The organism is Pyxidicoccus caerfyrddinensis, assembly GCF_010894405.1.
Classification (GTDB): domain Bacteria; phylum Myxococcota; class Myxococcia; order Myxococcales; family Myxococcaceae; genus Myxococcus; species Myxococcus caerfyrddinensis.
The window spans coordinates 253,854-279,192 of the sequence record NZ_JAAIYA010000012.1 but is presented as its reverse complement, the minus strand read 5'-3'; the positions used below and the strand labels follow the sequence as shown (position 1 = coordinate 279,192).

Sequence of the window (25,339 nt, the reverse complement as noted above, 5' to 3'; positions counted from 1 at the left end):
GTGGCCGCGCGCGCACCGCACGGCCACGGAAGTCAGCTCAACGGCTCAGCACGTCTGCTTGCACCGCGCCTCGGGCAGCCCCGGCGGCGTGGTGTTGCTGGTACCGCACATGTACTTCTGCGGGCCGCACTCCTGGCGGTAATAGACGGCGGTGGAGCCCGAGTAGTACCGGTACTGCTTGCAGTTCCAGTAGCTCCACGCGTACTGCCCCGGGCACGACGGGCTCGAGACGCCGCCGCTCGCGAAGTCACGGCACTCGCTGACGTACGAGCCCTGCGCACAGACGGACTGGTCCTCCGTTCCGAGCTCCTCCCCTTCCGGCGCCTCCAGTCCGCCACCACAGGCGGAGGCGCAGGCCACCAGGACTCCCAGGAACAGCGGACGCACGACTTGCTTCAACATGGGCTACCCCCTCGGGTTGTCGGGCCTGCCGCTCGACTTGCGAGCGGCAGGTGGGGGGCACCCTACGTGTGGACCGCGATTAAGCGGGGTTAAGCGCAATTAAATTTCAATCGCAACCCCGTCACACGTGACGTCTACTTCGCCGGTCCCACGGTGAGCACCGCGCCCGTGGAGTACGCGGTGAACTCGGGCGCGTACATGGACTGCACGGTGGCGGGGCCCACGCGGAAGGTGCCGGCCATGTTGGCGCGCAGCCGGTACTTGAAGGTGTACTCGCCGGCGGGCAGCCACTCGAAGAAGAAGTTGGTGCCCGAGTCCCGCGTCTCCTCGTACCAGACGATGCCCAGGTCCCACTTGTGTCGGGACTGCGCGTTCTCCGGCTCAAGGCCCGCGGCGCGTGGGTCTCTCAGGTGGACGTACTCCGCCGCGTGCTTGGTGCGCAGGGAGATCTGCACCTCCACCTCGTCGCCGGGCTTGAGCACCGCGCCCTCCGACAGCGGCTGGAGCACCGCCTCGCGTCCCTCACGCTCGCGCCGGAAGTAGCGCCGCGACACGTTGAAGAAGTCGCCGCGCTCCTCCTCCGGGAGCTTCTCCGTGGAGAAGTGCCACGTGGCGGAGGCGAAGGCGAAGCCCGGCGTCGTCTTCTCCACCACCACCGAGCTCATGGTGGCCGGATTCAGCTCCGGCCCGGGCACCACCACCTGGTTCTTCTTTCCCGTGTACTCATCCGGGGAGAACTCCATCTGCACCACGCGCGGGCCCACCGTCACCTTCGCGTCCTCGCGCACGCCCAGCGCCCCTTCGGACTGGAGGTACTTCACCAGCGCATAGAGCGCCTCGGCGGTGGCGCGGGTGGACTTCCAGTGGTTGAGCTTCTTGTCCAGCAGCAGCCACTGCACCAGCCCCTCGCGCCGCGGGTCCTTCGGCTTCAACTCCGTCAGCGTGCGCAGGGCGAAGGCGTGCGTCTCCGTGGTGTCGTTGTACCAGAGCCAGCTGCGGTCCTCGGGCGCCCAGTACGTGCCCAGCTCCTCGCTGGTCTTCGCCGAGTCCATGACGCTCTCCCAGACCTTCTCGGCGTCCTTCCCCTGCCCCGCGCGCTTCAGCGTCAGCGCCAGGTAGCCCTTGAGGTACGGCGAGTGCTTCTTCCAGTGCTTGTAGCTGAAGGCCAGCATCCGCTCGCGCTCGGCGGCGGTGAGCGCGTCGCCCGTGTAGCGTTCGGTCGGGTACGCGGAGGCCACGTAGTTGAGGAACGTGAGGAACTCCCAGCCCTGGCCCTTCTTCATCAGCTTGTCCGCGTACTCCTCGCGGAAGTGCCGGGCCACGTAGCCCCACGCGTTGCGCGTCATCTCGGGCGGCACCTCCACCCCGTACTCCATGGCGCGCGACAGGCCGTGGAGGATGTAGAGCGTCATGAACGGCGACGGGGGGCCACCCGGCCACCACGGGAAGCCGCCGCTGGAGGTCTGCGCCTTGCGCAGCTTCCCCATCGCGGAGGTGCGCTCGGCCGCGGCCACTTTCGGGTCCAGCACGCGCACCAGGTCCGCTTCGGCCTTGGGCCCGCCCTTGGCCATCTCCAGCCAGGGCGTCTCCTCCAGCGCCATCTTCCGGTTCGGGTCCAACTCATCGAACGTCTCGAACTGGGTGGCGCGCTCGCTCATCTTCTTCGCCATCTTCGCCACCTCGGGGTACTGCCCGTAGAGGCTGGCGAGGATGCCGGAGGACACGAAGCGGTTGAGCGTCTGCTCCGTGCACTCGTAGGGGTAGTCCATCAGGTACGGCAGCGACTGGAGCGCCGCGTAGAAGAGCTGCGCGTCCACGGTGACGACGAGCTGCTCGTTCACCCGCGTCGGGTCCCCACCCGCGCGCAGGTCCTCGAAGGTCATCGTCTTGGAGGACTTGCCCTTCAGCGTGACGAAGCGCGACTGCGACAGGTGCATGCGGCCGGGCAGCACCGGCAGCGGGCGCAGCTCACCGTCGCTCAGGTTGCCGGCGCGAGCCTCCACGCGGAAGGCCACCGCCCCCACCTTCGCGGGCGCGGTGAGCGCGAAGCGCAGGTTCGTCCCCCGCCCCGCCGCGACGTTGAAGGCCTGCGACGCGCCCTTCACGCCGAAGTCCGCCAGCAGGCTCTTCTGCGTCTGCGCATCCACGATGTCGAGCGTGAGCGTGCCCTGCTGCGGCTTGTCCGCAGCGTTGTTCACCACCACCTCCAGCACCGCCCTGTCACCCTCGCGCAGGAAGCGCGGCACGTACGGCCGCACCATCAGCTCCTTCACGCTGCGGGTGGTGCGCTGCACCGAGCCGCCCTTCAAGTCCCGGGTGATGCCGTGGACCCAGACGCTCCACGCCGTCACCGAGTCCGGCACGGTGAACTCCAGCGTGGCCGAGCCATCCGCCCCCGTGAGGAGCTGCGGCACCCAGAACGCCGTCTCCGCGAAGTTGGAGCGCAGTCCCTCGGCTGGCGCGGCCTGTCCCGCCAGCGCATTCTGCGCCTTGTCCGCGGCCTTGGTCTCCTGCATGACCGCCTTCGCCGCCTCCGGGGGAGGCGCGGGGGGCGGAGGCGGAGGAGCCCCGCTCTCGGACTCCTCCATCGGCCTCGCGGCGCTCGGGGCCGCCGCCATCTCGCGTCGCGCCGAGCCGCGCATCACCGGCCCCCGGTAGCGCCGATAGCCCGGCCCGCCCAGGCCGTACTCGTCCTCGAAGCGCAGCGCGTCCGGCTCGGGCGGATTCCACCCCTGCACCTCGCCGTAGCCCTGGCTGACCACCCACTGGGCCATGGACACGGCGAGCGAGGAGCGCAGGTCCACGTGCGAGGCACGGTGCGGGTAGAGCGCCGCGACGCTCGGCGGCGTGTGCGGCGCGAACAAGTCGAGCGACTGGTCGTACATATACGCGAGCAGCTCGGCAGCGCCCGCCTCCACCTTCGCGCCCTTCGGGCCGCGCACCGTCACGCGCCACGTCTCCTTCGCGCCGGGACGCAGCTTGTCGCGGAACGTGGCGAACTCCAGGCTCAGCTCCTTGTCGTCCCACGGGACGAACACGGGCGAGGAGAAGCCCAGGTACTGCCAGTCGCGCACGGCCACCAACACCGCGGTGAAGCCGCCGCGCAGCTCTTCCGTCACGGGCACCTCCACCACCACCGGCGCCTTGCCGCCCGTCAGCGGCTTGCGCAGCACGCGCCGCTCGCCCTGGTACACGTCCAGCATCAGGGGCTGTCCCTCGAAGCCGGAGAAGGCCAGCAGCCGCGCCACCTCGCCCACCCGCACCGTGTCGTGCTCCAGCACCAGCGACGCCGGCAGTGCGATGGGCGCGGCCTCGCCCGCCACCAGCAGCTCGCGCGCCACGGTGAACGTCTGGCCGAAGGCGTCCGTCGTCTCGTAGTGCAGCCGGTACGCACCGGCCTTCAGCGCGGGCAGCTTCACCCGGGCCACGCCCTCCGCGTCGTGCTGCACGGCGCCCTTCGCCTGCTCCCCACCATCCTGCCAGCGGGCCAGCGCCGCCTGGGGCGAGTAGTCCGAATCCCAGCGGGGCTTCAGCTTGTCGCCCGGCGTGGGCGTGCGCACCGCCTCCGGGTCCACCTCCACGGCGGGCGGCTCGACGATGGGCTCATCCGCGGGCAGCAGCGGCTGCGTGGGCTGCTTGAGCGCCACCAGTCGCCAGCGGCCGGGGCCGGGCTGCGGCGCGCCGTCCAGCGTGGTGCGCACCAGCTTCACCTCGGGAGCCACGCCCTCGCGGAAGAAGCCCTCGTCCGCGTCCACGCGTCCCTCCACCGCGACGAAGCCCAGCCGGAAGGCACGCTCGGCCGAGCGCGTCTCGCCGCCCTCGTCCGTCGCGTCCGCTTCGATGCGGTAGCGCCAGGTGAGCCCCGGCGTGCGCGCGGAGCGCTCATCCGCCTCGGGCGTGAAGGTGATGCCGAAGCCGCCGTCCTCCGCCAGCGAGGACGTACCGGACGCCACCACCTGCCGCTTCACGGGCATGGAGGAGCGCTCCCACCACCACCACCAGGGCAGTACCGGCTCGCGGAAGGCGCGCCAGCGCACGGTGCCGGACGCCACGGGCAGCCCGAAGTAGTAGCGCGCCTCGCCCTTGAAGGTGGCCGGGCGGTTGAGGCGCAGCGGTGCCTCCGGGTCCTTCAGCGTCACCTCGAAGGTGGGCCGCTTGTACTCCTCCACGCGGATGCCGGTGCTTCCGCCCGACGCCACGCGCACGTACCAGCCACCCAGCACGCGGCCGGTGGGCACGGTGAACTCCCCCGCCGCCGAGCCGAACCCGTTGGTGCGCACTTCGCGCTTCTCCACCTCCTGGTTGTTGGGGTCCACCAGCGACACCACCAGCGACTGCTCCGGCAGCGTCCGGTAGCGCGCCTGGTCGCCGCGGCCACTGAAGGCCACCACCTTCCAGAGCACCTTCTGCAGCGGGCGGTACACGCTGCGGTCGGTGAAGACCAGCGACGAGGTGGTCTCCTGCGGCTCGCCTCGTGGGTAGAAGGAGAAGCCATTCGGGTGGAGCAGCGTCTCGCGCCCGCGCCCCGCCACCAGCAGGTAGCTCTGATACATCTGCCCCTTCGGCGCCGCGAAGGTCACCTCGCCCTGCGGATTCGTGGTGGCCTTGGCCGCCTCGCGGAAGCCCTTGTTGTAGTCGGTGAGGATGAGGCGCACCGGCACCTCCGATGCGGGCTTGCCGGACTCCCCCATCACCACCCGCGCTTCCACCGACGTGCCCGCCGTGGCGCGCGTGACGATGACCCACGGCGACACCGTCATGAACACCGCCTGCACGCGGTTGTTCTTGGCGCCGAAGTCCTCGCGCGCGGAGGCGGCGATGATGTACGTGCCCGGCTGCTCCAGCGGCGGCGTGACGAAGGTGCGGTGCTCGCGCAAGTCCGCCGTTGCCGGGAGCTGCGTGCTCCACGAGGCCACCGGCTTCTGGCTGTTGAAGATGCGCAGCAGCGCGTCGCCGTACGGAAGGATGTTGTAGTCGTCCACCTTCGCCAGCCGCTTCTCCAGGTCAAAGGCATAGGCGCGGAAGTGGAGCACCGGCACGTTGCGGTGCGTGACTTCCACGGAGCGCCGGCGCGGCCCGTCCGACTGCATGGAGGCGAGACGGAAGTCCGGCGCCTCCAGCGCGCTCACCAGGGCGGCGCAGCGCCGCGAGCCCTCCGACTTCGGATACGCGTCCACGCACGACTTCGCCAGCGCGAGCGCGCGCACCGGGTGCCCGGCGGAGCTCTCCAGCTCCGCCAGTTGCCCCTGCCCCATGCCCCACCACGGCACGTCGCGGAAGGGCGTGAGGAACGCGGCGAGGTGCTGGCGGATGCGGGCCGCGTCGTCCTTCTCGGTGAAGTGCGCGGACAGCACCTCGTAGCGCTTCAGCCTCGCCTCCAGCGCCGCCTCACGCCGGCCTCCGGCGCGGTGCCACGCCTCCAGGTCCGCGAGCACCGCCACCACCTTCACCAGCGGGTGGAGGTTCGGGTCCGTCAGGTCGACGGTGGGCGAGCCCTCGAGCAGCGAGCGCAAGTCCAGGCGATAGACTTCGTTGGCGTGCTCGGGCCGCCAGTGGGAGCTGTCCGCCAGCACCGCCACGCGCAGGTACGAGACGGCGTCGCGCAGCGTGGAGCGGATGCCCTCGGGGTACGTGTTGGGCTGGATGTACTCGGACAGCACCTTCACCGGCTCGGTGCCCAGCTTCTCACGCTGCTTCCACACCTCCTCGTAGGCGCGCTGCGCCTCGGTGAGGATCTGCTCGTACGTCCACGACTTGAGGTCCACCGGGCCGGTCGAGGCCACCACCTCGCGCTGGCGCACCTCCCAGCCATACGCCTGCGCATACGTGACGAGCGAGTGGGCGTAGAAGAGGTTCAGCGTGGCCCGCGGCAGCACGCCCTTGGGCCAGGGCTGCTCACGCAGGAAGCGCACCGACGTCTCGTAGCCATGCAGCGCGCTGCGCAGCTGCACCGTGCGCACCAGCGCCCGTGCCCACTCCGCCTCGTCACTGCCGCCCTTCGCCTTCTCCAGGCGGGCCTCGGCGCCCTGCGCCGCGGCCTCCACCTTCTGCTCATCCACCAACGCGTCGATGGCCTTCCACGTCGGCGGGGCCTTCCCCTGCCCCAGCGCGGGAGAGGAGGTCAGCAGCAGCGACAACAGCAACAGGGCGGCGGAGGACGCTCGAGTCCAGGGAGTCCGGTACATGGGCGGCACTCTAGACACAGCCGCCCGCCGAATCGTTCCACAATGAACCTCAAGTCGCCGCGGGCGCGGGGGCCTTGCGGCGCAGCCCCACCAGGTAGACCTCCATGCTCGCGCCGCGCGTGGCCTCCGGGCGCACCACCTTCACTTCCTCGAAAAGTGAGCGCACCTGGTTGCGGAAGTCCTCGAAGTCGCCGCCCATGAACACCTTGGCGACGAAGGACGAGCCGGGGCGGCCGCGCGCGGCGGCCACCTCCAGCGCCTTGCCCGCGAGCCGCAGGCTGCGCGCCTCGTCCGTGGCCTTGATGCCGCTCGTCTTCGGCGCCATGTCGGAGATGACGGCGTCGAAGGGGCCGTCGTACATCTCCGCCAGCTTCGCGTCGAAGTCGTCCGCCAGCACGTCCAGCACCGCCGTCTGCACGTGCCGCTGCGTGAAGGGACGGATGGCGACGATGTCCACGCCAATCACGCGCCCCGCCGGCCCCACCGCCTCCGCCAGAATCTGGAGGAACCCTCCCGGGGCCGCCCCCAGGTCGAGCACCACGTGCCCCTTCTTCACCATCGGGAAACGCTTGATGAGCTCGTCGACCTTGAACGCCGAGCGGGCGCGCAGCCCCTCTTGCTTGGCTTTCTGGAAGAAGTGGTCTTTCGGACGGTAGGGCTTGCCCATGTCAGGGGGGCTCCCTACCATCCGCTACTGTCTTCGGGAAGCCGGAGCGGTCGCGGGTGTGCTGGCCCGCGCAATGGCCAGTCCGGAGGACGTTGAAATGGGCACCCGGAGCGTGACTGTGGCGCTGTGCGTCTCCCTGCTTTCCGCGGGTGTGGCGGGCTTCTGCTACACGCGCTCGGACGCCCTGCAGGTGCAGGGGCAGTGGCTGATGGAGCGCGGCACCGCCCAGGCGGAAGACTATGCCCATCGGCTGGACGGCTCGGCGGCGGACGCGCAGCTCAAGTCCTTCGCGGAGCGCCGAACGGTGCTGGAGCGGGCACACCGGTGGCAGCGCGGCATGATGCTGGGAATCCTGGCGTCGGTGCTGGCCGCGGTGTCCGCGTACATGCTCTTCCTGCTCAAGCGCCTGGATGACCAGCTGGTGGACGCCATGGGCGAGCTGCGCCCGTCCGCGCCGCCGCCTCCGGTGCCCGTCTCCTCGGAGCGCGCTCCGGCGCTCGTCTCCAGCCCGCAGCGCTGAGGACTCCCCACGCGCGCAGGCTCGCTGGCACAATGGGGCCCCTTCTCACGTGGAGGTGGCCATGCCCGGCTGCGCGCACTGTGGACGCCCGCTCGACATCATCGCCAACCAGGTGGGGCGGCGCGACGTATGCCCTGGCTGTGGCGAGGACGTGCGCTCGTGCCGCAACTGCCGGCACTTCGACCCGGGCGTGGCCAAGGAGTGCAAGGAGCCCCTCGCGGAGGTGCCCAAGGACAAGGACGGCGCCAACTTCTGCGAGCTGTTCCAGATTGGCGAGGGCGGCCTCCACGAGAAGGAGAGCCGCGACGCCCTGCTGAGCGCCGCCGAGGCCCTGTTCCGGAAGAAGTGAGTCCGTCCGACCCCACGCGAGTCAGTCTCGTCACATCTTTCCAGTGTCAGTGACATGACACTACGCTCCAGGGATGCACCTGGAACGTCGTTTCTTTCTGCGGCTCTCGGCGGTGGGAGCCGCCTCGCTCATTCTGCCCGTTGCGGGCACCGGCTGTGTCGGCTCACAGGGGGTGACGGCGCTCCAGGTGGGAGGGCGGGACTCACTTCTCTACTTCGACGCCCTGGGGAACGTCCTGGAGCTGCGGCCGCGCGAGCACCAGGTGCTGGTGCGCGGCGCGGACGGCGCGGAGCTGGCCACGCTGGGCGGCTTCGGCCGTGGGGCCACGGAGCTCAATGGCCCGGCGGCGGTGGCGCTCGGGACGGAGGGCCGCGTGTACGTCGTGGACCGGGGCAACCACCGCGTCCAGGTCTACACGCGTGACGGCGCGCACGTGGGGCAGATTGGCCGTGCGGGCAAGGAGGACGGGCGCTTCCTCCACCCCTCCGGCGCCACCGTGGACGCACAGGGGCGGCTGCTGGTGAGCGACGGGTTGAACCACCGCGTGCAGATGTTCTCCGCCGGCGGTGAGTGGCTGGGTACGTTCGGAACAGGTGAGTTGCAGTTGCCACGCGGTATCGCGGTGGGGCCGGACGGGCGCATCCACGTGGTGGACTCGGGCCACGCTCGCGTCGCCGTCTACGACGCCACGGGCCGCGGCGTGGGGAGCTACGGACACTACGGACGCGAGGCCGAGGGGATGATGTGGCCGCGCGCCATCACCGTGGACTCGGCCGGCACGGCGTACGTGGCGGATGCCACCTGCAACGCGGTGCACGTCTTCGACGCGGACGGCGGCTTCGTCGAGCGCATCCCGCTCCAGCGCGAGGGCATTGCCGCCTCGGCCGTCCACGTCGCGCTGTCCCCGACGGGAGAGTTGAAGGTGGCAGCGCGCATGGGAAGACCGGACTGAGTCGCGCCACACGTCGGTCTCACGAAGCGGCACGGATGCACTCGTGAGACCGGCGGCCCCGCGACGGCGGTGCCAGCGCGGGTTACCGCTCGTGGGGTGCGCCCACCGCCACCGCCGACCCGAAGAACGGGAGGACGCTCGAGAAGTCCTTGGGCGGCGGCGTGACGACGGTGGGCCCGGCCTCGCCCCACTGGGTGATGCCGTGAGGCAGCAGCCGGCGCAGGTCATACCGCTGGCCTTCGAAGTCGAACTCTGTGCTCCACACGAGCCGGGCCGTGAAGACGTTCAGCGAGAGCGCCCGGTGCGTGGCGGGCATCCCGACGAACGCGCCGCCCGCGACGACGCTGGCCCGACGGAAGGTGGCGATGCGCAGCCCATCCGAGAATGAGTCCGGGCGGTCGAAGGACGCGCCCACGTGCTTCTCGCCCTTGAGGTACAGGCTGAAGTCGCCAACCACGTCCATGCTCAGTGACAGGCTTCCGTTGGTGACCTTCGCCGCGGTGAACGGCTCGGACCGGAACGTGAGCCGCGCCGTCGCCTCGCTCATGTTCTTCATGTCCGTGAAGAGCGGCCCCTGGAGCCCCTCCAGGTGGAGGAAGTAGCCCAGGTCCTGCTCGGTCTTCCCGTCCGACGACACGTAGAACCGGCCCGTCACGTACCACGCCACGCTTGCCGTCATCAGCGGTGTCATCGGTCCTCCCGCTTCCGCATGTGAGCTTCGACTATGCCACGCACCCGCGCGCCCGGGGTCCGGCTATCGTCGAGCCATGGCCGCGCTCGAACACGAAGCCCTCCGGGACGAAGTGCGTCGCGGAATGCTCCGCGGCGATGCGCTCGCGGCGCTGCTGGAGTCGCTGCCACCCGCCGAGCGCGACGCCTGGGTGGAGCGCCTGCTGGGCCTTACCTCCGCGCCAGCCACGGAGCACACGGGACACGGAGAGCTCATCGGCCACCACGCGAGCGGCGTGGGTGCCCTGCTCCAGCTCATCCGCGACGTGCCCATCCGCACTACCGACATCTTCGTCGACGTGGGCTCCGGGCTCGGCAAGGCCACGCTGCTGGTGCATCTGCTGACGGGAGCGACAGCGGTGGGACTGGAGCTCGAGCCCGCGCTGGTCGACGCCGCGAGACTGCGGGCCGAAGACCTGGGCCTCACCGGTGTCACCTACGTCCACGGCGACGCGCGGCAGTCCGTGCCTGAAGGCACCGTCTACTATCTCTACCTGCCCTTCACCGGCGCGGCGCTCGACGAGGCCATGGCGCGCCTGGAAGCGGCCACGCGTGGGCGCGCGGTGGTGGTGTGCACGCTCGGGTTGGAGCTGTCGCGCTGGCCGTGGCTGCGCGCTCGCGAGTCCTCCGACTTCTGGACGTGCATCTACGACCGCGTTCCCTGAAATGCGAAGGGACGGGAGCGTCTCCGCCCCCGTCCCCGTGAGTCACTTCAGGCCGTCAGCTCAGTTGAGGGCCGGCGTGTTCTCCGCGAAGTACTCGTGGCTGTCGGCGTTATCCAGCGCCTGGGCCGGGTTGGAGATGGCCAGCGACTTCGCGCCGCTCTGGCCGTAGACGTGGTCGTCCGTGCCGGCCACCGCGGTGAAGTGGCTCATCTCGTGGATGAGCGTGCCACCCTTGGAGTCGGTGCCCGTCATCGGCGCGGCCCAGAAGGCCTTGCACACGTAGATCTTGTACGGCTGCGCCGGGTAGACGTAGGCGTAGTAGGTCTTCTTGCAGCCGCAGTCGACGGTGACGGGCTTGGTGTCGAAGGCGTCCTTGATGGCCACGAAGTGCGTCTTCGCGGTGTTCCACCCGCTCGACGAGAAGGCCCCGAACCAGGTGGTGTAGCGCGGCGTGCCCGACGGCGTGCCCGCCAGGTAGGTGTTCGCGCCGTTCGCCATGGTGCTGGCGGCGTTGAGCGCCTGGAGGGCGGTGGCCTGCTGCGTGGCGTCGCACTTGCTGTACGTCACCGCGCCCAGGGTCACCGTCCCACCCGGAGCCGCCGCGGCCTCGCGGTCGACATTGGCGCGGCCCTCGACCCACACGTCCACGGCGTTGGAGCGGAACGCGGCCACCGAGCCGTGCGGCTGCGCCGCGTAGCTCACGTGGTAGCTGCCCGTGCGCGACAGGTCATAGAAGTCCGACAGCGCCACCGTGCGCGTCAGCGTCTCGCCAGGGGCCAGCGTGAGGTAGTCGCTGTCCACCGGGGCCGGGCGCTTGTAGTGCGGGCCCGTGAAGGCAACGGCCGCGCCGTCCACCGTGACGTCGAACAGCGCCTCCTCCACGTCGTCCGCGGGGGTGTTCCACTTGAGCAGCCGCGCCGCGCGGGAGCCGTCGTTGCGCAGGGTGACGCTGACGAGGACATCCTCGCGCGCGCTCAGCGCCGCCTTCGGCACCGCCAGGCTCACGGAGATGCTGCCAGCCTCGACCGCGTCGGGCGAGGTGACCTGCGCGTCGCCCGCGGGGGTCTGGTCATCGGGCGCCGCGCACGCACCGAGGAGGGACGCGCCGACCAGCCATCCGGCCAGCCAACGAGAGGAGACGCGAAGCTGCTTGCTCATTTGGGGGCATCCTTGTGTGAGGAGGGGCCCGGTGGCGGCGGGGACGCAGCCGGGGTGGGCCAGCTAGAGCAAGCTTCGCGCCAGCTTCCCGCCCATGAGGGAACGCGGGTTTGGCGAGCCGCTCACGTCACACTGGAGCACCCTCGCACCACGCCGGGCGCAAAGGAACTTTGCAATCCGGCGGGCTCGGCGACGAATCCCCAGCAGTGCCGGACGTTTGGCCGGAGCAGTGGGTGACCTGGAACAGGTCAGCTTCCCGTCCCACGCTTGCAACAGCCCCGCGTTCGGCGCGCTGCGCCCGGGAGCCGCGCCCAAGGCACGGCCCCCGGCGGAGTCACGGCCTCAGAAGCCGTAGAGCTTGGAGAGGATCTCCTTCATCACCTCGGAGGTACCGCCGCCGATGGTGATGAGGCGCACGTCGCGCCACATGCGGGCGATGGGCGTCTCCTCGATGTAGCCCATGCCGCCGAAGAACTGCTGGCAGTCGTAGGCCACGCGCTGGGCCAGGTCTCCGGCGAACAGCTTCGCCATGGAGATCTCCTTCACCGCGGGGACCTCCTTGCGGTCATACGTGTCCACCGCGTGGTAGGTGAGCCGCTTCGCCGCTTCGATGGCCGTCAGGTGCTCCACGAACTTGTGGCGCCACACCTGGAACTTCAGCAGCGGCCGGCCGAACGCCTCGCGCTCGGTGCCGTAGCGGATGGAGTCCTCCACCATCCGCTCCATGCCCGCCACCGTGGTGATGGCCCCCACCAGGCGCTCACCCTGGAAGTTGGTCATGATGGAGTAGAAGCCCTCGTTCTCCTCGCCCAGCACGTAGCGGGCGGGGATGCGGCAGTCCTCGAAGTAGAGGATGGCCGTGTCCGAGGACAGGTTGCCCACCTTGTCCAGCTTCTTGGAGACGCCGAAGCCCTTCACGTCCGTGGGGAACGTCACCAGGGAGATGCCGCCGTAGCCCTCCCCGCCCGTGCGCACCGCCAGGGTGATGAAGTCCGCCCGCGTGCCGTTGGTGATCCACATCTTCGAGCCGTTGATGACGTAGTCATCCCCGTCCCGGCGCGCCGTCGTCTTGATGCTGGCCACGTCCGAGCCGCAGCCCGGCTCGCTCACGCCCAGCGCGGCGATCTTCTCGCCCTTGAGCGCCGGCTCGAGGAACTCGCGCTTCTGCTCGTCCGTCCCGATCTCGTTGATGATGGGCGTGGCCATCTGGCTCTGCACCAGCAGCGCCATGTTGACGCCCGCGTTGTAGCTGCGCGCCAGCTCCTCCGCGAAGGCCGTCACGTACCAGTAGTCCAGCCCGCTGCCGCCGTACTTCGGGTCGTGGTTGATGCCCAGGAAGCCCAGCTCCCCGCACTTCTTGAACAACTCCTTCGGGAAGATGCCCGCCCGGTCCCACTCCAGGCTGTGCGGCGTCATCTCCTTCTCGACGAAGGCTCGCACCGTCTTGCGGAAGGCCTCGTGTTCCTCGGTGAAGGGATTGGGCATGCGCGTCCTCGATCCTCGGCAGGGGGGAAAGGATTGATTCTTGAGTCAATAACAGGCACTCCCGGAGGCCACAAGCGCCGGGGATGTCACACCCCGATGGGGTTTTCCCCTCGGAGAAGGGCCCCGCGACGGCCCGTGTCGATTTCGCCTGCCTGCTCGCTCCTTGGGTGTTAAACACCCCCCGGTCGGAGATAGTCCGTGTTGCGGAGTATCTTCTTGACAGACAGTATAGGGCCTGTAGTTTCCGGGCCGCAGACTTTCCATGAGCAGCAGCCGGTGCGGCCCTCCCCGAGGGTGGGTGACGCGAGCCGGCAGGAGCAGGACGACCGTGATTCGACGCATGTGGATGGCCGCGGTGCTGGCGGCGGTGGTGACGACGGGTTGCGCCAAGGGCCATGACAAGCCGGCCCTTCCGGCGGAGCAGGGCCCCGCGGCGCTGGGCGTGAAGGCCATTGCCCCGGCGACGGAGCTGAGCGCCAACGTCACCCGCGTGACGGGCCAGGTGCGCTCCAAGCAGGAGGCCACGCTGAGCGCGCAGGCCACCGGCACCCTCGCGAAGATGAACGTCAAGGTGGGCGACAAGGTGAAGAAGGGCCAGGCGCTGGCCGTCCTCGACACCTCGAACGTGGCCATCGGCGTGGAGCAGGCGCGCGCGGTGAAGGCCGCCGCGGACGCGGCGCTGCAGCTGGCCACCAACAACCTGGAGCGCTCGCGCAAGGTCGCCGAGGGCGGCGGCATGGCCGCGTCCATGCTGGACCAGGCGGAGATCGGCCAGAAGCAGGCGGCCGCCCAGGCGGCCCAGGCCGGCGCGGCGCTGAAGATGGCCGAGGAGAACCTGCGCGACATGGCCATCATCGCGCCCTTCGACGGCATCATCACCGCGCGCATGAAGAACATCGGCGACACGGTGGCGATGGTGCCGCCCACGGCCGTCTTCTCGCTGGTGGACACCACGGGCCTGGAGGTCCGCGCCCTGGTGCCCGAGTCCGTCGTGGACAAGGTCAAGCCGGGCAGCAAGACGCAGGGCACGGTGAGCCCCAGCGGCATGCGCTTCGACGTGCAGATCTCCACGGTGGGCGCGGTGGTGGACACCTCCAACCGCACCGTGGAGGTGCTGGCGGACGTGGTGGGCGAGACGGCCTCGCCGCTGCGCCCCGGCGCCCTGGTGGAGCTGGACTTCTCCTCCGTGGGTGAGGCCGACGACAAGGGCCTCTTCCTGCCCACCCAGGCCGTCAACGCCAAGGGCCAGCAGGGCTTCGTGTGGGTGGTGCAGGACGGCACGGTGCGCAAGCGCGACGTGCGCGTCGAGCGCGTGCTGCCCGGTTACGTCCGTGTCCTCCAGGGCCTGGGCGCCGACGAGCGCGTGCTCGCCGACTCCTCCCTGGACGTGAAGGAGGGCACGGCCGTCCGCGTAGTGCAGTGACGCCTGCCCTCCCCCCTTCGACTTCTTGGGAGCTCCTGAATGAGCCCGCTTAAAACCTTCATCACCCGCCCCATCTTCACCGCCATGCTGATGCTGGCGGTGGTGGTGTTCGGCATCAATGCCTATCCGCGCATCGGCGTGGACCAGTTCCCCGACGTGGACTTCCCCGTCGTCACCGTGACGACGGTGCTCCCGGGCGCGGACCCGGAGACGATCGAGAAGAACGTCAGCGACCCGCTGGAGGAGGCGCTCAACACGCTCAACGGCGTGGAGCAACTGCGCTCCGTCAACGTGGAGAACGTGTCGCAGATCATCGTCCGCTTCACCCTGGGCACCAAGGTGGACGTCGCCGCGCAGGACGTGCGTGATCGCGTGCAGGCCACCCTGCGCAAGCTGCCGGCGGAGATCGAGACGCCGGTGGTGGAGAAGTTCGACATCGGCGCGGCGCCCATCATGACGCTGTCCTTGTCCGGCCCGCTGCCCATCGAAACGCTGACCAAGACGGCCGAGGACGTGGTGAAGCCGGCGCTGCAGCGTCAGGCGGGCGTGGGCAGCATCGACGTGACGGGTGGCCGCGAGCGGGAAATCCAGCTCGTGGTGGACCCGGAGCGGCTGCGCGGCTTCGGGCTGGCCATCAGCGACGTGAGCCAGGCGGTGAAGGCCCAGAACCTGGACGTGCCGGGTGGCCGCACCATGGACAGCGGCCGCGAGCGCGTGGTGCGCCTCACGTCCGAGGTGAAGAGCGTGGAGGAGGTGCGCAACCTCATCATCGCCAGCCCCAACGGTGCGCCCGTGCGCGTGCGCGACGTGGCGGACGTGGTGGACGGCCCCGCGGAGGCGCGCTCGGGCGCGAAGTATGCGGACCGCAGCGCAGTGGCCATGGTGGTGCGCAAGCAGTCCGGCGCCAACACGGTGCAGGTGGCGGAGCTGGTGAAGGAGTCGCTGAGCGAGCTCAACAGCAAGCTGCCCGAGGGCGTCAAGGTGGAGCTGGTGACGGACGGCGCGAAGTTCATCCGCTCGTCCATCGCCGCGGTGCAGTTCGACCTGGTGCTCGGCGGCATCCTCGCGGTGATCATCGTCCTGGTGTTCCTGCGCAACGTGAACTCCACGCTGGTGGCGGCGATTGCGCTCCCGGTGTCGGTGGTGGGCACGTTCGCCGTCATGGCGGCGCTGGGCTTCACCTTCAACATCATCACGATGCTGGCGCTGACGCTGTCCATCGGCCTGCTCATCGACGACGCCATCGTGGTCATCGAAAACATCGTCCGCCACCTGGAAGAGGGCAAGACGCCCATGCAGGCGGCGCTGGAAGGGGCCGGTCAGATTGCCCTGGCGGTGCTCGCGGTGACGCTGGCCATCGTCGCGGTGTTCATCCCCGTGGCCTTCATGGACGGGACGATGGGCATGTTCTTCTACCAGTTCGGTGTCACGGTGGCCGTGGCGGTGATGATCTCCTACGCCGTGTCCATGACGCTGACGCCCATGCTGTCGTCGCGCATGCTGCGCCACCACGGCGCGCCCACCGGCCTGTCCGCGGTGGTGGAGAAGGTGCTGGTCGGCACGGAGAACGGCTACCGCAAGGTGCTGGCGGCCATCCTCCGGCGCCGGGCGCTGACGCTGGTGGTGGCGGTGGGCGTGCTCTTCGCCACCTTCGGCATGGCGCGCTTCCTGAAGTTCACCTTCATCCCCGAGCAGGACAACGGCAACATCAAGCTGGCGGTGGAGCTGCCCATCGGCTCGACGCTGCAGGAGACGCAGGTGGAGCTGGACCTGCTGTCCGCGCAGGTCCGCGCGCTGCCCGGCATCGCCTCCACCTTCTCCACCGTCGGTGGCGGTGTGCAGGAGGAGGTCCACAAGGGTGAAATCATCATCAACCTGGTGCCGCTGAAGGAGCGCGGCTTCGGTCAGGGCGAGCTGAAGGCGTACCTGCGCCGCACCATCCACCCGCGCTCGGGCGTCAAGGCCACGGTGCAGGACATCTCCCCGGTGGCCGGTGGTGGCAATCGCACGCAGGCGGTGCAGTTCAACCTGCGCGGCGACAACTGGCAGGACCTGGTGACGTCCGCGGAGAAGGTGCGCCAGGAGATGCTGAAGAACCCGGGCCTGGTGGACGTGGACCTCACGTACCGCTCCGGCAAGCCGCAGTACGACGTCGAGGTGGACCGCGAGCGCGCGGCCGCCCTGGGCGTGCCGGCGGCGTCGCTGGGCGCCACGCTGCGCGCCTTCCTGGGCCGCGACAAGTTCGCGGACTACCGCGAGGGCGGCGACACGTACGAGGTGAAGCTGCGGCTGCCGGAGGAGACGCTGGCCTCCGCGGACGCGCTGGGCAAACTCACCGTGCGCGCGCCGAGCGGGCAGCTGGTGGAGCTGCGCAACCTGGCGAAGATCACCCCGGCGGACGGCCCGGTGCAGATCGACCGCGAGTCGCAGAAGCGGCAGATCACCCTGCTGGCCAACCTGAACAGCGGCTACGCGCTGAGCGAGGCCATCGCCTTCATGAATGGCTATGCGGCGAAGGAGCTGCCCAAGACGGTCATCTACGACTTCGAGGGCAACGCGAAGGAGCTGGGCAAGTCGATGGCGGCGTTCGGCTCGGCGCTGCTCCTGGGAATCATCCTCATCTACATGATTCTGGCGGCGCAGTTCGAGAGCCTCATCCACCCCTTCACCATCATGATGTCGCTGCCCTTCGCGCTCATCGGCGCCATTGGCGCGCTGCTCATCACCGGGCAGGCGATGTCGATGTTCGCCCTCATCGGCATCATCATGCTGATGGGTCTGGTGGTGAAGAACGGCATCCTCCTGGTGGACTTCACCCTGCAGCTTCGCGAGCAGGGGAAGACGGCCACCGAGGCCCTGCTGGAGGCCGCGCCGGTCCGTCTGCGTCCCATCCTGATGACGACCATCGCGATGATCGCCGGCATGATTCCGGTGGCGGTGGCCCGCGGCGACGGCGCGGAGACGCGCGCACCCATGGCCATCACCATCATCGGTGGCCTCGTCACCTCCACGTTCCTCACGCTGGGCGTGGTGCCGGTGGTGTACTCGCTGATGGACCAGCTCACGGAGAAGTTCCGGCGCCGCCGGGGTCCGGGCATGGCGCCTGGCACGGGCACGCCGCACGCGGTGGGCCCGCATGGTGAGCCCCAGCCGGGGGTCGCCGCGGCAGCCCGGGTGGAGACGGCTTGATGCGGCGGCCGGACGACAAGCCGGCCCTGCGCGTGAAGCCGCTCGCCGTCACGGGTGAGCCGGAGCATGACCTCGGTGAAGAGGGGGGCCTGTCGGACGAGGGCCTTCCTCCCGAGGTGGACGTCGACGCGTCCACCGAGGAGTCCCGCCGGCTGCATGAGCTCATCATGCAGCTCGGGCGGTACCGCTCGCTGAGAGATCCGCTCCATGGCATCTGCGAGGACCACCAGCTCACGCCCACGCAGATTCACGCGTTGATGTGGCTGGGGAACGACGGCCCGACGAACGTGGGCGTGCTCGCGCAGCGCATTGGCATCACCAAGAAGACGATTACGGGCGTGGTGGACCGGCTGGAGCACATGGACCTGGTGGAGCGCGCCAGGGATGCCGAGGACCGGCGCGCCGTCGTCGCGCGGCTCACCGAGCGGGGTGACGCGCTGTATCACCAGATCAACCGCAGCGTGGACCAGGGCCTCCGGCGCATGCTGGAGCTGATGGAGCCCGACGACCAGGCGTCCCTGTTCGGGCTGCTGGAGCGGGTGCTGCAGCGGCTTGCCAGCCGCGCGCAGGCGATGTGAGAGAGTAGAGGCGCGCGTCGGCGGAGATTCCGTTCGACGCGCGCACCGCTTCCCGTCGCGCATGCTCTCTACCGTTCTTCTCGTCGCCGCACTCGTTGCGCTGGGAGCGCCTGCTTCCGGTGAACCTCGTCCGTCTGGCACCGCCCCTGCCCCACCATCGCTGCTGGCGACACGGTGCCGGGCGTGGGCCGCCGACCCGCGCAACCCCTGGGCGCTGGCCCACGGCATGGTGCTGGACGGGCGCGACTTCCGCACGATGGACAGACGGGCCGCGGCGGAGGTGGTGGTGGCGGACTTCCTCCACCGGACGCCCCGCCCCTCCGCAGCGGCCCCGGACCTCTTCTTCGAATCGGCCACCTCGGACGGCACGCCGGTGGAGCCCCACCCTGCCCTCCAGGTGAAGACGCTGCTGCTGGCCGGCTACCCGTTGAGCCAGCGCTTCGAGGCGTCATGGGGCCCGGTGACGCTCCGCGAGCTGGTGGAGGACCTGAAGCGCGACTTCCGTCCCGCGCTGGCGTCGTCACCCGAGGGCGCCTGGACGCTGGATGCGCTATCCCAGGTGCTGAAGCCGGGAGCCACCTTCCGTGACGGCACCGGCGCCACCGTGCGCTTCGACGCGGTGATGGAGACCGCACTCACCACGCTGGAGGCCGCCCACGCCGAGCTGTCCGCGGGACTGAAGGCCGGCCGCGCCGAGGTGCCCAAGCGCGGCCAGGGCATCTACGCGCACCCGTGCGGCGGGCTGCACTTCTTCCAGGCGGTGGCCGACTGGGCCCGCCACCCCTCCGTGCGCAAGGCGTGGCGCAAGCGGCTGGACGCGCAGGTGGACGTGCTGCTGTACCGGCTGGACTCGGAGACGCGGCAGTACGAGACGGCCCTCGCCTCCGCGCCCGCGTACCGGCTCCCGCTGCTCGTGCAGATGCTGAAGTTCCACGGCCACCTGCTGGAGACGCTGGGGCGCTATCGGGACGACACGGGCTGGCGGCCCACGGAAGCCCAGCGCCAGACGGTGGAGCGGGCACGCACGTACCTGGAGGGCACGGTGCGCCGGCTGGAGGCGCTCGGCGCCTTCAACGAGCTGCCGGCCATCGCCGCACGGGAGCGCCAGCTCGCGCTGGACCTCTTGGGTGACACCTGCCACGCCGCGCACGGCGAGGCCCTGTGGAGCGGGCGAAGTGGAGCGCGCTGACGGCGCACGGCCCACCCGGAGAGCACGGGCTCAGCCTCGTCTCGCATGGCGTTCCAGTCCTGCGGGGACGTAGAACCCCGACGAGCCCGCGCTTCAGTGCCCCAGGCGCTTCAGCTCGTCCTCGGTGAAGCCGGCCTCCGCCAGCACCTCCCGTGAGTGCTGTCCCAACGCGGGCGGCTCGCGCAGCGGCGTGTCCCCCATGCGCAGCGGCGTCAGGAGGTGGGTCACCTTGCGGCCCAGCCTCGCGTCCTCCGCCTCCACGAAGAGGCCGCGCGCGCGGAGCTGCGCGTCGTGCAGCACATCGTCCCCTTCCGCCACCGCCTCGATGCACAGGTCCGAGCCCGCGAAGCGCTCCTGCCAGTACGCCAGTGGGTGCTCCGCGAAAATCCGCGTCAGCTCCGCCTTCACGCGCGCGCCCGCCTCGCCCGGCGCATACGCCTCCTCCATCAAGTCCATCCGCTCCAGCCGCTGGCACACGCCCGAGAAGAACTTGGGCTCCAGTGCGCCCACCGCCAGCCACCGGTCATCCGCCGTGCGGTACAGCCCGTAGCACGCATAGCCGCCATTGAGCGCCTCCGTCCCGCGCTGCAGCGGCCCCGCTTCCGTCCCCATGAAGAGCCGCGACGCCAGGTGCATGTGCAGGAAGGCCACCGCCCCGTCCGTCATCGACACGTCCACCATGCGCCCCTTCCCGGTGCGCTCGCGCTCGTGCAGCGCCGCGAGGATGCCCACCAGCGCGAAGAGGCTCCCTCCGCCGATGTCCCCCATCTGCACGCCCGGGAAAGCCGGCGCCCCACCCGCCTCGCCGCCGTACCCGAGCAGCCCCGCCCGGGCCACGTAGTTCAGGTCGTGCCCCGCCTTCAGCCGGTCCGGCCCCGTCTGCCCGTAGCCGGAGATGGCGCAGTAGATGAGGCGCGGGTTCTCCGCCCGCAGCACCGACTCGCCCACGCCCAGCTTGTCCATGACGCCCGGGCGGAAGCTCTCCACCAGCACGTCGTAGTGGCGCACCAGCCGCTTCAGCGCCTCGCGCCCCTCGGGCGCCTTGAGGTTGAGCGTCACCGAGCGCTTGTTGCGGTTGAGGCCGTAGAACAGCCCGCTCACGTCGTCGCGCAGGGGCGGCATCTGCCGGACGTAGTCACCGCCGTCCGGCTCCTCCACCTTGTCCACGGTGGCCCCCAGGTCCGCTAGCACCAGCGTGGCGTAGGGCCCGGGCAACAGGCGCGACAAATCCAGCACGCGCAGGCCGGTGAGCGGAAGCGACGACATGGGGACTCCTCGACACGGGGTGGAAACGACAGCGGCGCGGCCCCCGGCAGGAGGTCGCGCCGCGCGAGCCCAGGGGCTCCGGCTTCGTCAAGCCAGCAGCTTGGCCAGCTTCATCGCGAGGCCCATGTCCATGGGCTTGAACTTCAGCTTGCCCTGCATGGCGGCCATCTGCGCGTTGAGCTTCTTCTCACGGATCTTCACGAAGTCGTCGTTGCTCACCGCAACGGTCATCTTCGCGGTGCCCTCGGCACCCTTGGAGACCCAGTTGTCCGGCTTCGTCAGGTCCACCGTCCACTTGCCGCCACCTTCGCCAGAGATGTCGAAGTGGATGACGGCGTTGATCTCCTTGGCCAGCTCCGGCTTCTGCTTGAGGACGTTGGGGATTTCGGTCTCGATAATGTCCTGCGCGGTCACGGCTCGCTCCTTGGCCTGGTCGTTGATTGTTGAATCAAACCGGGGGGACCGTAATGGCGCCCCCCAGGTAGGTCAAGACAACCGATGCGCCATCCGTCAGGCGCTCGTAGACGCGGCGGTGGGATTCAGCGAGCGGCGGACCATGTCCAGCAAGTCGTTCAGCTCGAAGGGCTTGGCCAGGTGCCCCACCGCGCCAATGTCCGCGGCCTTGCTGCCCACGTTGCGGTCCGCGCTGAGGACGATGATGGGGACGTCGGCCACCGCGGGCCGCTGCCGCATCCGCTGGGCGAACTCCCAACCGTCCATCACCGGCATCATCAGGTCCAACAGGATGAGGTGGGGGGGCTCGGGCTCGAGCCGCTCCAGGGCCTCCTTGCCGTTGCGAGCGCGGCGAATCTCGAAACCCTCGGCCTCCAGAATCTCAGAGAGCGCTTCCAGGATGTCCGGGTCGTCGTCGACGACCAGGACCACCGGGGCGCCAGCATGTTGTGCGTTGTGCGGGGTCAGAGCAGTCTCCCTGGGTGCGTCGCCGGGATTCTCCCACCATGCCTGCGTCCGGCGGCGCAAGAAAGTGCGCCAGTCCTTCCAAGCTGCGGCGCACGTTGCAAAACCGACAGTGGCTGTCCACCCTTTCCGTGACCTGCTGGACTGGAGGCGGAAAACGTGGCGAGCCCAAGGGAGATGGGAGCAGGCGGTACCCCGGCAGCCCCCGGTCTCATCCTCCTTCCCCGCCAGGGGGGTCCACGCCTGCTCGGCCGCACGCTCCTCGAGCACCTGGGCCTGAGCGAGCTGCCCCCCGCCGTGACCTCCATGAGCGCGCTGCTCGGCGCCGCCGGCTTCCGGCCCCGCTCCTCGGACCGGAGCGTGTGGGAGCGCGACGGCTACGCGGTGCTCGCGGGCGAGGAGGCCCTGGAGGACGGGGCGCGGCTCCTGTGGACCTTCCCGGTGCGCTGGGACGCGGAGTCCGTCCGCCAGCACGTGAAGTACCTGGGCCTGGCCTCGCATGACCTGCGGGGCTCGCTGGCCAACATCCGCTCCTACGCGGCCCTGCTGCTCAACGGGCGCTCGCCGCTGGAGCCGAAGGTGAAGCGCGGGCTGGAGACCATCCTCCGCAACGCGGACCGCTCCCTGTCCTTCGCGCAGGACTTCTTCGACGCCAGCCGCGCGGACCTGGGCTCGCTCCCCTGTGAGCCGGAGCGCCAGTCGCTGCTGCCCCTGCTGGACGCGGCGGTGGAACGCCAGCGCGCGGCGGCCACGGCGGCCAACGTGGCGCTGGTGCTGGACGTGGACCCGGTGGTGGGCCTGCCGGACGTGGCCGTGGACGGGGCCCGCATCCAGCACGCGGTGGAGTCCTTCATCCAGTACCAACTGGCGCGCGCCCAGGCCGGCGAGGTCATCCAGCTGCGCGTGCGCCCCGCCCCGCCCCACGTGAGGGTGGAGGTGCGCCGCGACGGGGTGCCCCTGACGGACGAGGACGCCTCGGCCGTCTTCCTGCGCGAGGAGCGCGCCTTCCGCGAGAAGAAGCTGGAGGACCCGCTGCGCGTCTACCTCGCCCGGCAGGAGGTGGAGGCGCATGGCGGCGGCGTGGGCGTGGAGACGGACCGGGGGGGAAGTACCCTGTTCCTCACACTCTTCCTCGCCCCGCCGGCCGAGCTTGGTCCTCCGGCGAGCATGCAGGCCTAGGAGGCTCACCGGCTTTGCTGGCGGATGGTGACGCCCACCGGTATGCTCCGCCGCGTTTACGCGAAGGAGCCGTCCGATGCTCGGGCTGAAGCCTATGGAATTGATGCTGATCCTTTTCGTGCTGCTGCTCCTGTTCGGGGCCACGCGGCTGCCGCAGCTCGGCTCCTCCCTGGGGAGTGCCATCCGCAACTTCAAGAAGGGCTTCGGCGGTGAGGAAGAGGCCGCCCCCGGCCAGAAGGCGCCCGGCTCGCTCGCCACCGGCGGCGGCGTGGAGAAGGACGTCAAGTCGCAGTCGCCCAGCCACCACGCCTGAAGTCTCCAGGTGGCTGCGGAGCGGCCTTCCCGCCCCGCGCGCCCCTGAAGCACCGACGCCCGAGCCACCCCGCCATCGCGAGGTGATTCGGGCGTCGTCGTTTCCGGCCACTGCCTGTGCCTCCCACAGCCCGGCCCCGCGAGGGGAGCCGGGCCGTGAGGCATCGGGACGTCAGTCCACGACGGCGGTGCCTTCGTACATGGCGTCAATCTGGGCCTTGTACTTGGTGTTGCAGACCTTGCGCTTCACGCTGAGCTTGGGCGTCAGCTCCCCCGTCTCCTGGGAGAAGTCCGCCTCCAGCACCGAGAAGCGCTTGATGGTGGAGTACGGCGGCATCTCCGCGTTGACGGCGTCCATGGCGGCCTTCACCGCGGCGTGGACCTCCGGCCGCTTCGCGTTCTCCGCGTAGGTGCCCACCGGGGCGCCCTTGTCCTGGAGGAGCTTGCGCGCGCCCTCCTCGGAGACGGTGATGAGCGTCACCAGGTACGGGCGCTTGTCGCCGTACACCATCGCCTGGCTGATGATGGCGTGCGTCTTGAGCTGGTTCTCGATGTTCTGCGGCGCCACATTCTTGCCGCCCGCGGTGACGATGATGTCCTTCTTGCGGTCGGTGATGCGCAGGTAGTTGTCCGCGTCCAGCTCGCCGATGTCGCCGGTGTGGAACCAGCCCTCGGGGTTGATGGCCTCGGCGGTGGCGGCGGGGTTCTTGTAGTAGCCCTTCATGACGCCCGGGCCGCGGATGAGGATTTCCCCGTCAGAGGCAATCTTCAGCTCGGTGCCCGGCATGGGGGCGCCCACGGTGCCGATCTTGATCTTGTTCTCGCGGTTGACGGTGGTGCCGGCGGACGTCTCCGTCAGGCCGTAGCCCTCCAGCACCTTGAGGCCCAGCAGGTCGAAGAAGTAGCCAATCTTCGAGGACAGGGGCGCGCCGCCGGAGATGAACAGGCGCATGTTGCCGCCCAGCTTCTCGCTGATGGCGGCCCGCACCTTGGAGAACACCAGCTTCTTCGCCAGCGAGAAGGCCAGGGTGTCGTACTCGCGGCCCTGCTTGCGCGCCTCCACGTACTCGTCGAAGAGCTTGAAGGCCCAGCGGAACAGCCGGCCCTTGAGGCCCGGTGCCGAGGAGCCGTTGGAGACGACGTTGTTGTAGACCTTCTCGAAGACGCGCGGCACCGAGGGCAGCACGGTGGGCTTCGTCTCCACGAGGTTGGCGAGCAGCTTGTCCACCGACTCGGCGATGATGAGGCGGTAGCCCATGCTCAGCCACGCGGCCTTCACCACCTGGGCGAACACGTGCGCCAGCGGCAGGAAGAGCATGACCGAGTCGCTGGGCTCCATCATGCCCACCGACTGGGAGGCCTTCGCCTCGTAGAACCAGTTGTTGTGGGTGAGGATGACGCCCTTGGGCTCGCCCGTGGTGCCGGACGTGTAGATGAGCGAGTTGGTGTCGTCCAGGCGGATGCCGGACACGCGCGTGTCGAAGGCGTCGGCGTTCGCCTGGATGGCCTCGCGGCCCTGCTTCATCATGTCGGCCAGCGACATCTCCACGCCGCCCGCGGTGGCGCCGTCGAAGAGGACCACCCGCTTCAGCGAGGGCATCTCCGCCAGCTTCTGGCGGATGCGCGTGAGGCGGCCCGCCTGCTTCGCGTCCTTCTCATCGTTGTCGATGAAGAGGAACGACGTCTCCGAGTGGTTGATGATGTAGCGACACTCGTCGGGCGTGTTGGACGAATAGATGGGGACGGTGATGGCCTGCGCCGCGCTGATGGCCAGGTCGCACACAATCCACTGGAGGCTGGTGTTGCCGAAGAGGGCCACGCGGTCCCCCGGCTTCACGCCCTGGGCCACCAGGGCCTCGGAGAGCGTCTTCACCTCCTCCAGAACCTGCGCCCACGTGACGTCCTGCCAGCGCCCGTCCTTCTTGTGCGTGACGCCCACCTTGGAGGCGTTGCGCGCATTCTGGACGAGTAGCTGGACGAGGTTCCCATCTTGCGACCCCCCGGCCGCGGGAGCCGGAGCTGCCATCTGATTCTCTGCTCTCACTTGAGCTCCTCCTCGAAATCCGCTTCGGCCTGCCTGGCCCACATCTGCGCGCGCTCTCCCTCGCACAACACAAGGAAAATCAAGCGCATGGCGGGTGGGTTTAGCACGCACGATTGCTTGCAGGCAAAC

At 69.6% G+C, this 25,339-nt stretch carries 20 protein-coding genes; 10 read left to right on the top strand and 10 right to left on the bottom strand.

Features of this window, described 5'->3' with window-relative positions; all coding sequences use genetic code 11:
- Nucleotides 1–45: 45 nt before the first annotated feature.
- From G4D86_RS28710 to G4D86_RS28700, 3 genes are all read right to left on the bottom strand, one after another.
- Nucleotides 46–402: a hypothetical protein gene (locus G4D86_RS28710; protein WP_163997245.1), complete on the bottom strand. Its 357-nt coding sequence runs from the start codon at nucleotides 400–402 to the stop codon at nucleotides 46–48.
- A 134-nt stretch (nucleotides 403–536) separates the two neighbouring features.
- Nucleotides 537–6,587 (bottom strand): alpha-2-macroglobulin family protein, encoded by a 6,051-nt coding sequence (locus G4D86_RS28705; protein ID WP_163997244.1) that lies wholly within the window; start codon nucleotides 6,585–6,587, stop codon nucleotides 537–539.
- Nucleotides 6,588–6,636: 49 nt separating this feature from the next.
- A complete protein-coding gene (locus G4D86_RS28700; RefSeq protein WP_163997243.1) occupies nucleotides 6,637–7,275 on the bottom strand; it encodes an SAM-dependent methyltransferase in 639 nt (212 codons plus the stop codon).
- 76 nt (nucleotides 7,276–7,351) lie between these two features.
- Here G4D86_RS28700 and G4D86_RS28695 point away from each other — a divergent pair, with 76 nt between their 5' ends.
- The 3 genes from G4D86_RS28695 to G4D86_RS28685 all read left to right on the top strand — a co-directional run bounded on the left by G4D86_RS28695 (nucleotide 7,352) and on the right by G4D86_RS28685 (nucleotide 9,075).
- The gene (locus G4D86_RS28695) at nucleotides 7,352–7,774 is read left to right on the top strand and encodes a hypothetical protein (RefSeq protein ID WP_163997242.1); all 423 of its coding nucleotides are present in this window, start codon (nucleotides 7,352–7,354) and stop codon (nucleotides 7,772–7,774) included.
- Nucleotides 7,775–7,835: 61 nt separating this feature from the next.
- On the top strand, nucleotides 7,836–8,123 hold the full coding sequence (locus G4D86_RS28690; protein WP_163997241.1) for a hypothetical protein: 288 nt from the start codon (nucleotides 7,836–7,838) through the stop codon (nucleotides 8,121–8,123).
- Nucleotides 8,124–8,196: 73 nt separating this feature from the next.
- Complete coding sequence (locus G4D86_RS28685; protein ID WP_163997240.1) at nucleotides 8,197–9,075, top strand: NHL repeat-containing protein; 879 nt, start codon at nucleotides 8,197–8,199, stop codon at nucleotides 9,073–9,075.
- Nucleotides 9,076–9,157: 82 nt separating this feature from the next.
- Here the strand turns inward: G4D86_RS28685 and G4D86_RS28680 are convergent, their stop codons facing one another.
- Nucleotides 9,158–9,766, bottom strand: a complete 609-nt coding sequence (locus tag G4D86_RS28680; protein WP_163997239.1) for a hypothetical protein — start codon at nucleotides 9,764–9,766, stop codon at nucleotides 9,158–9,160.
- Between the two features lie 124 nt (nucleotides 9,767–9,890).
- On the opposite strand from G4D86_RS28680, the gene G4D86_RS28675 reads away from it, so the two are divergent.
- Nucleotides 9,891–10,469: a class I SAM-dependent methyltransferase gene (locus G4D86_RS28675; protein ID WP_163997238.1), complete on the top strand. Its 579-nt coding sequence runs from the start codon at nucleotides 9,891–9,893 to the stop codon at nucleotides 10,467–10,469.
- Between the two features lie 60 nt (nucleotides 10,470–10,529).
- On the opposite strand, the gene G4D86_RS28670 is transcribed toward G4D86_RS28675, so the two are convergent.
- Nucleotides 10,530–11,627 (bottom strand): M35 family metallo-endopeptidase, encoded by a 1,098-nt coding sequence (locus G4D86_RS28670; protein ID WP_163997237.1) that lies wholly within the window; start codon nucleotides 11,625–11,627, stop codon nucleotides 10,530–10,532.
- A gap of 342 nt (nucleotides 11,628–11,969) precedes the next feature.
- Complete coding sequence (locus G4D86_RS28665; protein WP_163997236.1) at nucleotides 11,970–13,112, bottom strand: acyl-CoA dehydrogenase family protein; 1,143 nt, start codon at nucleotides 13,110–13,112, stop codon at nucleotides 11,970–11,972.
- Between the two features lie 340 nt (nucleotides 13,113–13,452).
- Here G4D86_RS28665 and G4D86_RS28660 point away from each other — a divergent pair, with 340 nt between their 5' ends.
- The 4 genes from G4D86_RS28660 (at nucleotide 13,453) to G4D86_RS28645 (ending at nucleotide 19,491) form a co-directional block, all read left to right on the top strand.
- Nucleotides 13,453–14,535 carry an efflux RND transporter periplasmic adaptor subunit gene (locus tag G4D86_RS28660; protein WP_420821870.1) on the top strand — a complete coding sequence of 361 codons (1,083 nt, stop codon included), beginning with the start codon at nucleotides 13,453–13,455 and terminating at the stop codon, nucleotides 14,533–14,535.
- A gap of 39 nt (nucleotides 14,536–14,574) precedes the next feature.
- On the top strand, nucleotides 14,575–17,724 hold the full coding sequence (locus tag G4D86_RS28655) for an efflux RND transporter permease subunit (RefSeq protein ID WP_163997234.1): 3,150 nt from the start codon (nucleotides 14,575–14,577) through the stop codon (nucleotides 17,722–17,724).
- A complete protein-coding gene (locus tag G4D86_RS28650) occupies nucleotides 17,724–18,302 on the top strand; it encodes a MarR family winged helix-turn-helix transcriptional regulator (RefSeq protein ID WP_163997233.1) in 579 nt (192 codons plus the stop codon). Before G4D86_RS28655 ends, G4D86_RS28650 begins: the two co-directional genes overlap by 1 nt.
- Nucleotides 18,303–18,363: 61 nt before the next feature.
- Nucleotides 18,364–19,491: a hypothetical protein gene (locus tag G4D86_RS28645; RefSeq protein WP_163997232.1), complete on the top strand. Its 1,128-nt coding sequence runs from the start codon at nucleotides 18,364–18,366 to the stop codon at nucleotides 19,489–19,491.
- Between the two features lie 93 nt (nucleotides 19,492–19,584).
- On the opposite strand, the gene G4D86_RS28640 is transcribed toward G4D86_RS28645, so the two are convergent.
- The 3 genes from G4D86_RS28640 to G4D86_RS28630 form a co-directional block, all read right to left on the bottom strand.
- A complete protein-coding gene (locus G4D86_RS28640) occupies nucleotides 19,585–20,757 on the bottom strand; it encodes a CaiB/BaiF CoA transferase family protein (RefSeq protein WP_163997231.1) in 1,173 nt (390 codons plus the stop codon).
- Nucleotides 20,758–20,844: 87 nt separating this feature from the next.
- Complete coding sequence (locus G4D86_RS28635) at nucleotides 20,845–21,171, bottom strand: SCP2 sterol-binding domain-containing protein (protein ID WP_163997230.1); 327 nt, start codon at nucleotides 21,169–21,171, stop codon at nucleotides 20,845–20,847.
- A gap of 96 nt (nucleotides 21,172–21,267) precedes the next feature.
- Nucleotides 21,268–21,642, bottom strand: coding sequence for a response regulator (locus G4D86_RS28630; RefSeq protein ID WP_163997229.1), 375 nt, complete (start codon nucleotides 21,640–21,642; stop codon nucleotides 21,268–21,270).
- Between the two features lie 210 nt (nucleotides 21,643–21,852).
- Here G4D86_RS28630 and G4D86_RS28625 point away from each other — a divergent pair, with 210 nt between their 5' ends.
- The gene (locus tag G4D86_RS28625; RefSeq protein ID WP_163997344.1) at nucleotides 21,853–22,854 is read left to right on the top strand and encodes a sensor histidine kinase; all 1,002 of its coding nucleotides are present in this window, start codon (nucleotides 21,853–21,855) and stop codon (nucleotides 22,852–22,854) included.
- Nucleotides 22,855–22,930: 76 nt separating this feature from the next.
- A complete protein-coding gene (gene tatA, locus G4D86_RS28620) occupies nucleotides 22,931–23,167 on the top strand; it encodes a twin-arginine translocase TatA/TatE family subunit (RefSeq protein ID WP_163997228.1) in 237 nt (78 codons plus the stop codon).
- Nucleotides 23,168–23,338: 171 nt separating this feature from the next.
- Here the strand turns inward: tatA and G4D86_RS28615 are convergent, their stop codons facing one another.
- Nucleotides 23,339–25,210 carry an AMP-dependent synthetase/ligase gene (locus G4D86_RS28615; RefSeq protein ID WP_163997227.1) on the bottom strand — a complete coding sequence of 624 codons (1,872 nt, stop codon included), beginning with the start codon at nucleotides 25,208–25,210 and terminating at the stop codon, nucleotides 23,339–23,341.
- Nucleotides 25,211–25,339: the final 129 nt, after the last annotated feature.

Coding starts and splice junctions, on each gene's coding strand:
- G4D86_RS28710 (WP_163997245.1), bottom strand. CDS start 402: ATGTTGAAGCAAGTCGTGCGTCCGCTGTTCCTGGGAGTCCTGGTGGCC.
- G4D86_RS28705 (WP_163997244.1), bottom strand. CDS start 6,587: ATGTACCGGACTCCCTGGACTCGAGCGTCCTCCGCCGCCCTGTTGCTG.
- G4D86_RS28700 (WP_163997243.1), bottom strand. CDS start 7,275: ATGGTAGGGAGCCCCCCTGACATGGGCAAGCCCTACCGTCCGAAAGAC.
- G4D86_RS28695 (WP_163997242.1), top strand. CDS start 7,352: ATGGGCACCCGGAGCGTGACTGTGGCGCTGTGCGTCTCCCTGCTTTCC.
- G4D86_RS28690 (WP_163997241.1), top strand. CDS start 7,836: ATGCCCGGCTGCGCGCACTGTGGACGCCCGCTCGACATCATCGCCAAC.
- G4D86_RS28685 (WP_163997240.1), top strand. CDS start 8,197: ATGCACCTGGAACGTCGTTTCTTTCTGCGGCTCTCGGCGGTGGGAGCC.
- G4D86_RS28680 (WP_163997239.1), bottom strand. CDS start 9,766: ATGACACCGCTGATGACGGCAAGCGTGGCGTGGTACGTGACGGGCCGG.
- G4D86_RS28675 (WP_163997238.1), top strand. CDS start 9,891: ATGCTCCGCGGCGATGCGCTCGCGGCGCTGCTGGAGTCGCTGCCACCC.
- G4D86_RS28670 (WP_163997237.1), bottom strand. CDS start 11,627: ATGAGCAAGCAGCTTCGCGTCTCCTCTCGTTGGCTGGCCGGATGGCTG.
- G4D86_RS28665 (WP_163997236.1), bottom strand. CDS start 13,112: ATGCCCAATCCCTTCACCGAGGAACACGAGGCCTTCCGCAAGACGGTG.
- G4D86_RS28660 (WP_420821870.1), top strand. CDS start 13,453: ATGTGGATGGCCGCGGTGCTGGCGGCGGTGGTGACGACGGGTTGCGCC.
- G4D86_RS28655 (WP_163997234.1), top strand. CDS start 14,575: ATGAGCCCGCTTAAAACCTTCATCACCCGCCCCATCTTCACCGCCATG.
- G4D86_RS28650 (WP_163997233.1), top strand. CDS start 17,724: ATGCGGCGGCCGGACGACAAGCCGGCCCTGCGCGTGAAGCCGCTCGCC.
- G4D86_RS28645 (WP_163997232.1), top strand. CDS start 18,364: ATGCTCTCTACCGTTCTTCTCGTCGCCGCACTCGTTGCGCTGGGAGCG.
- G4D86_RS28640 (WP_163997231.1), bottom strand. CDS start 20,757: ATGTCGTCGCTTCCGCTCACCGGCCTGCGCGTGCTGGATTTGTCGCGC.
- G4D86_RS28625 (WP_163997344.1), top strand. CDS start 21,853: ATGGGAGCAGGCGGTACCCCGGCAGCCCCCGGTCTCATCCTCCTTCCC.
- tatA (WP_163997228.1), top strand. CDS start 22,931: ATGCTCGGGCTGAAGCCTATGGAATTGATGCTGATCCTTTTCGTGCTG.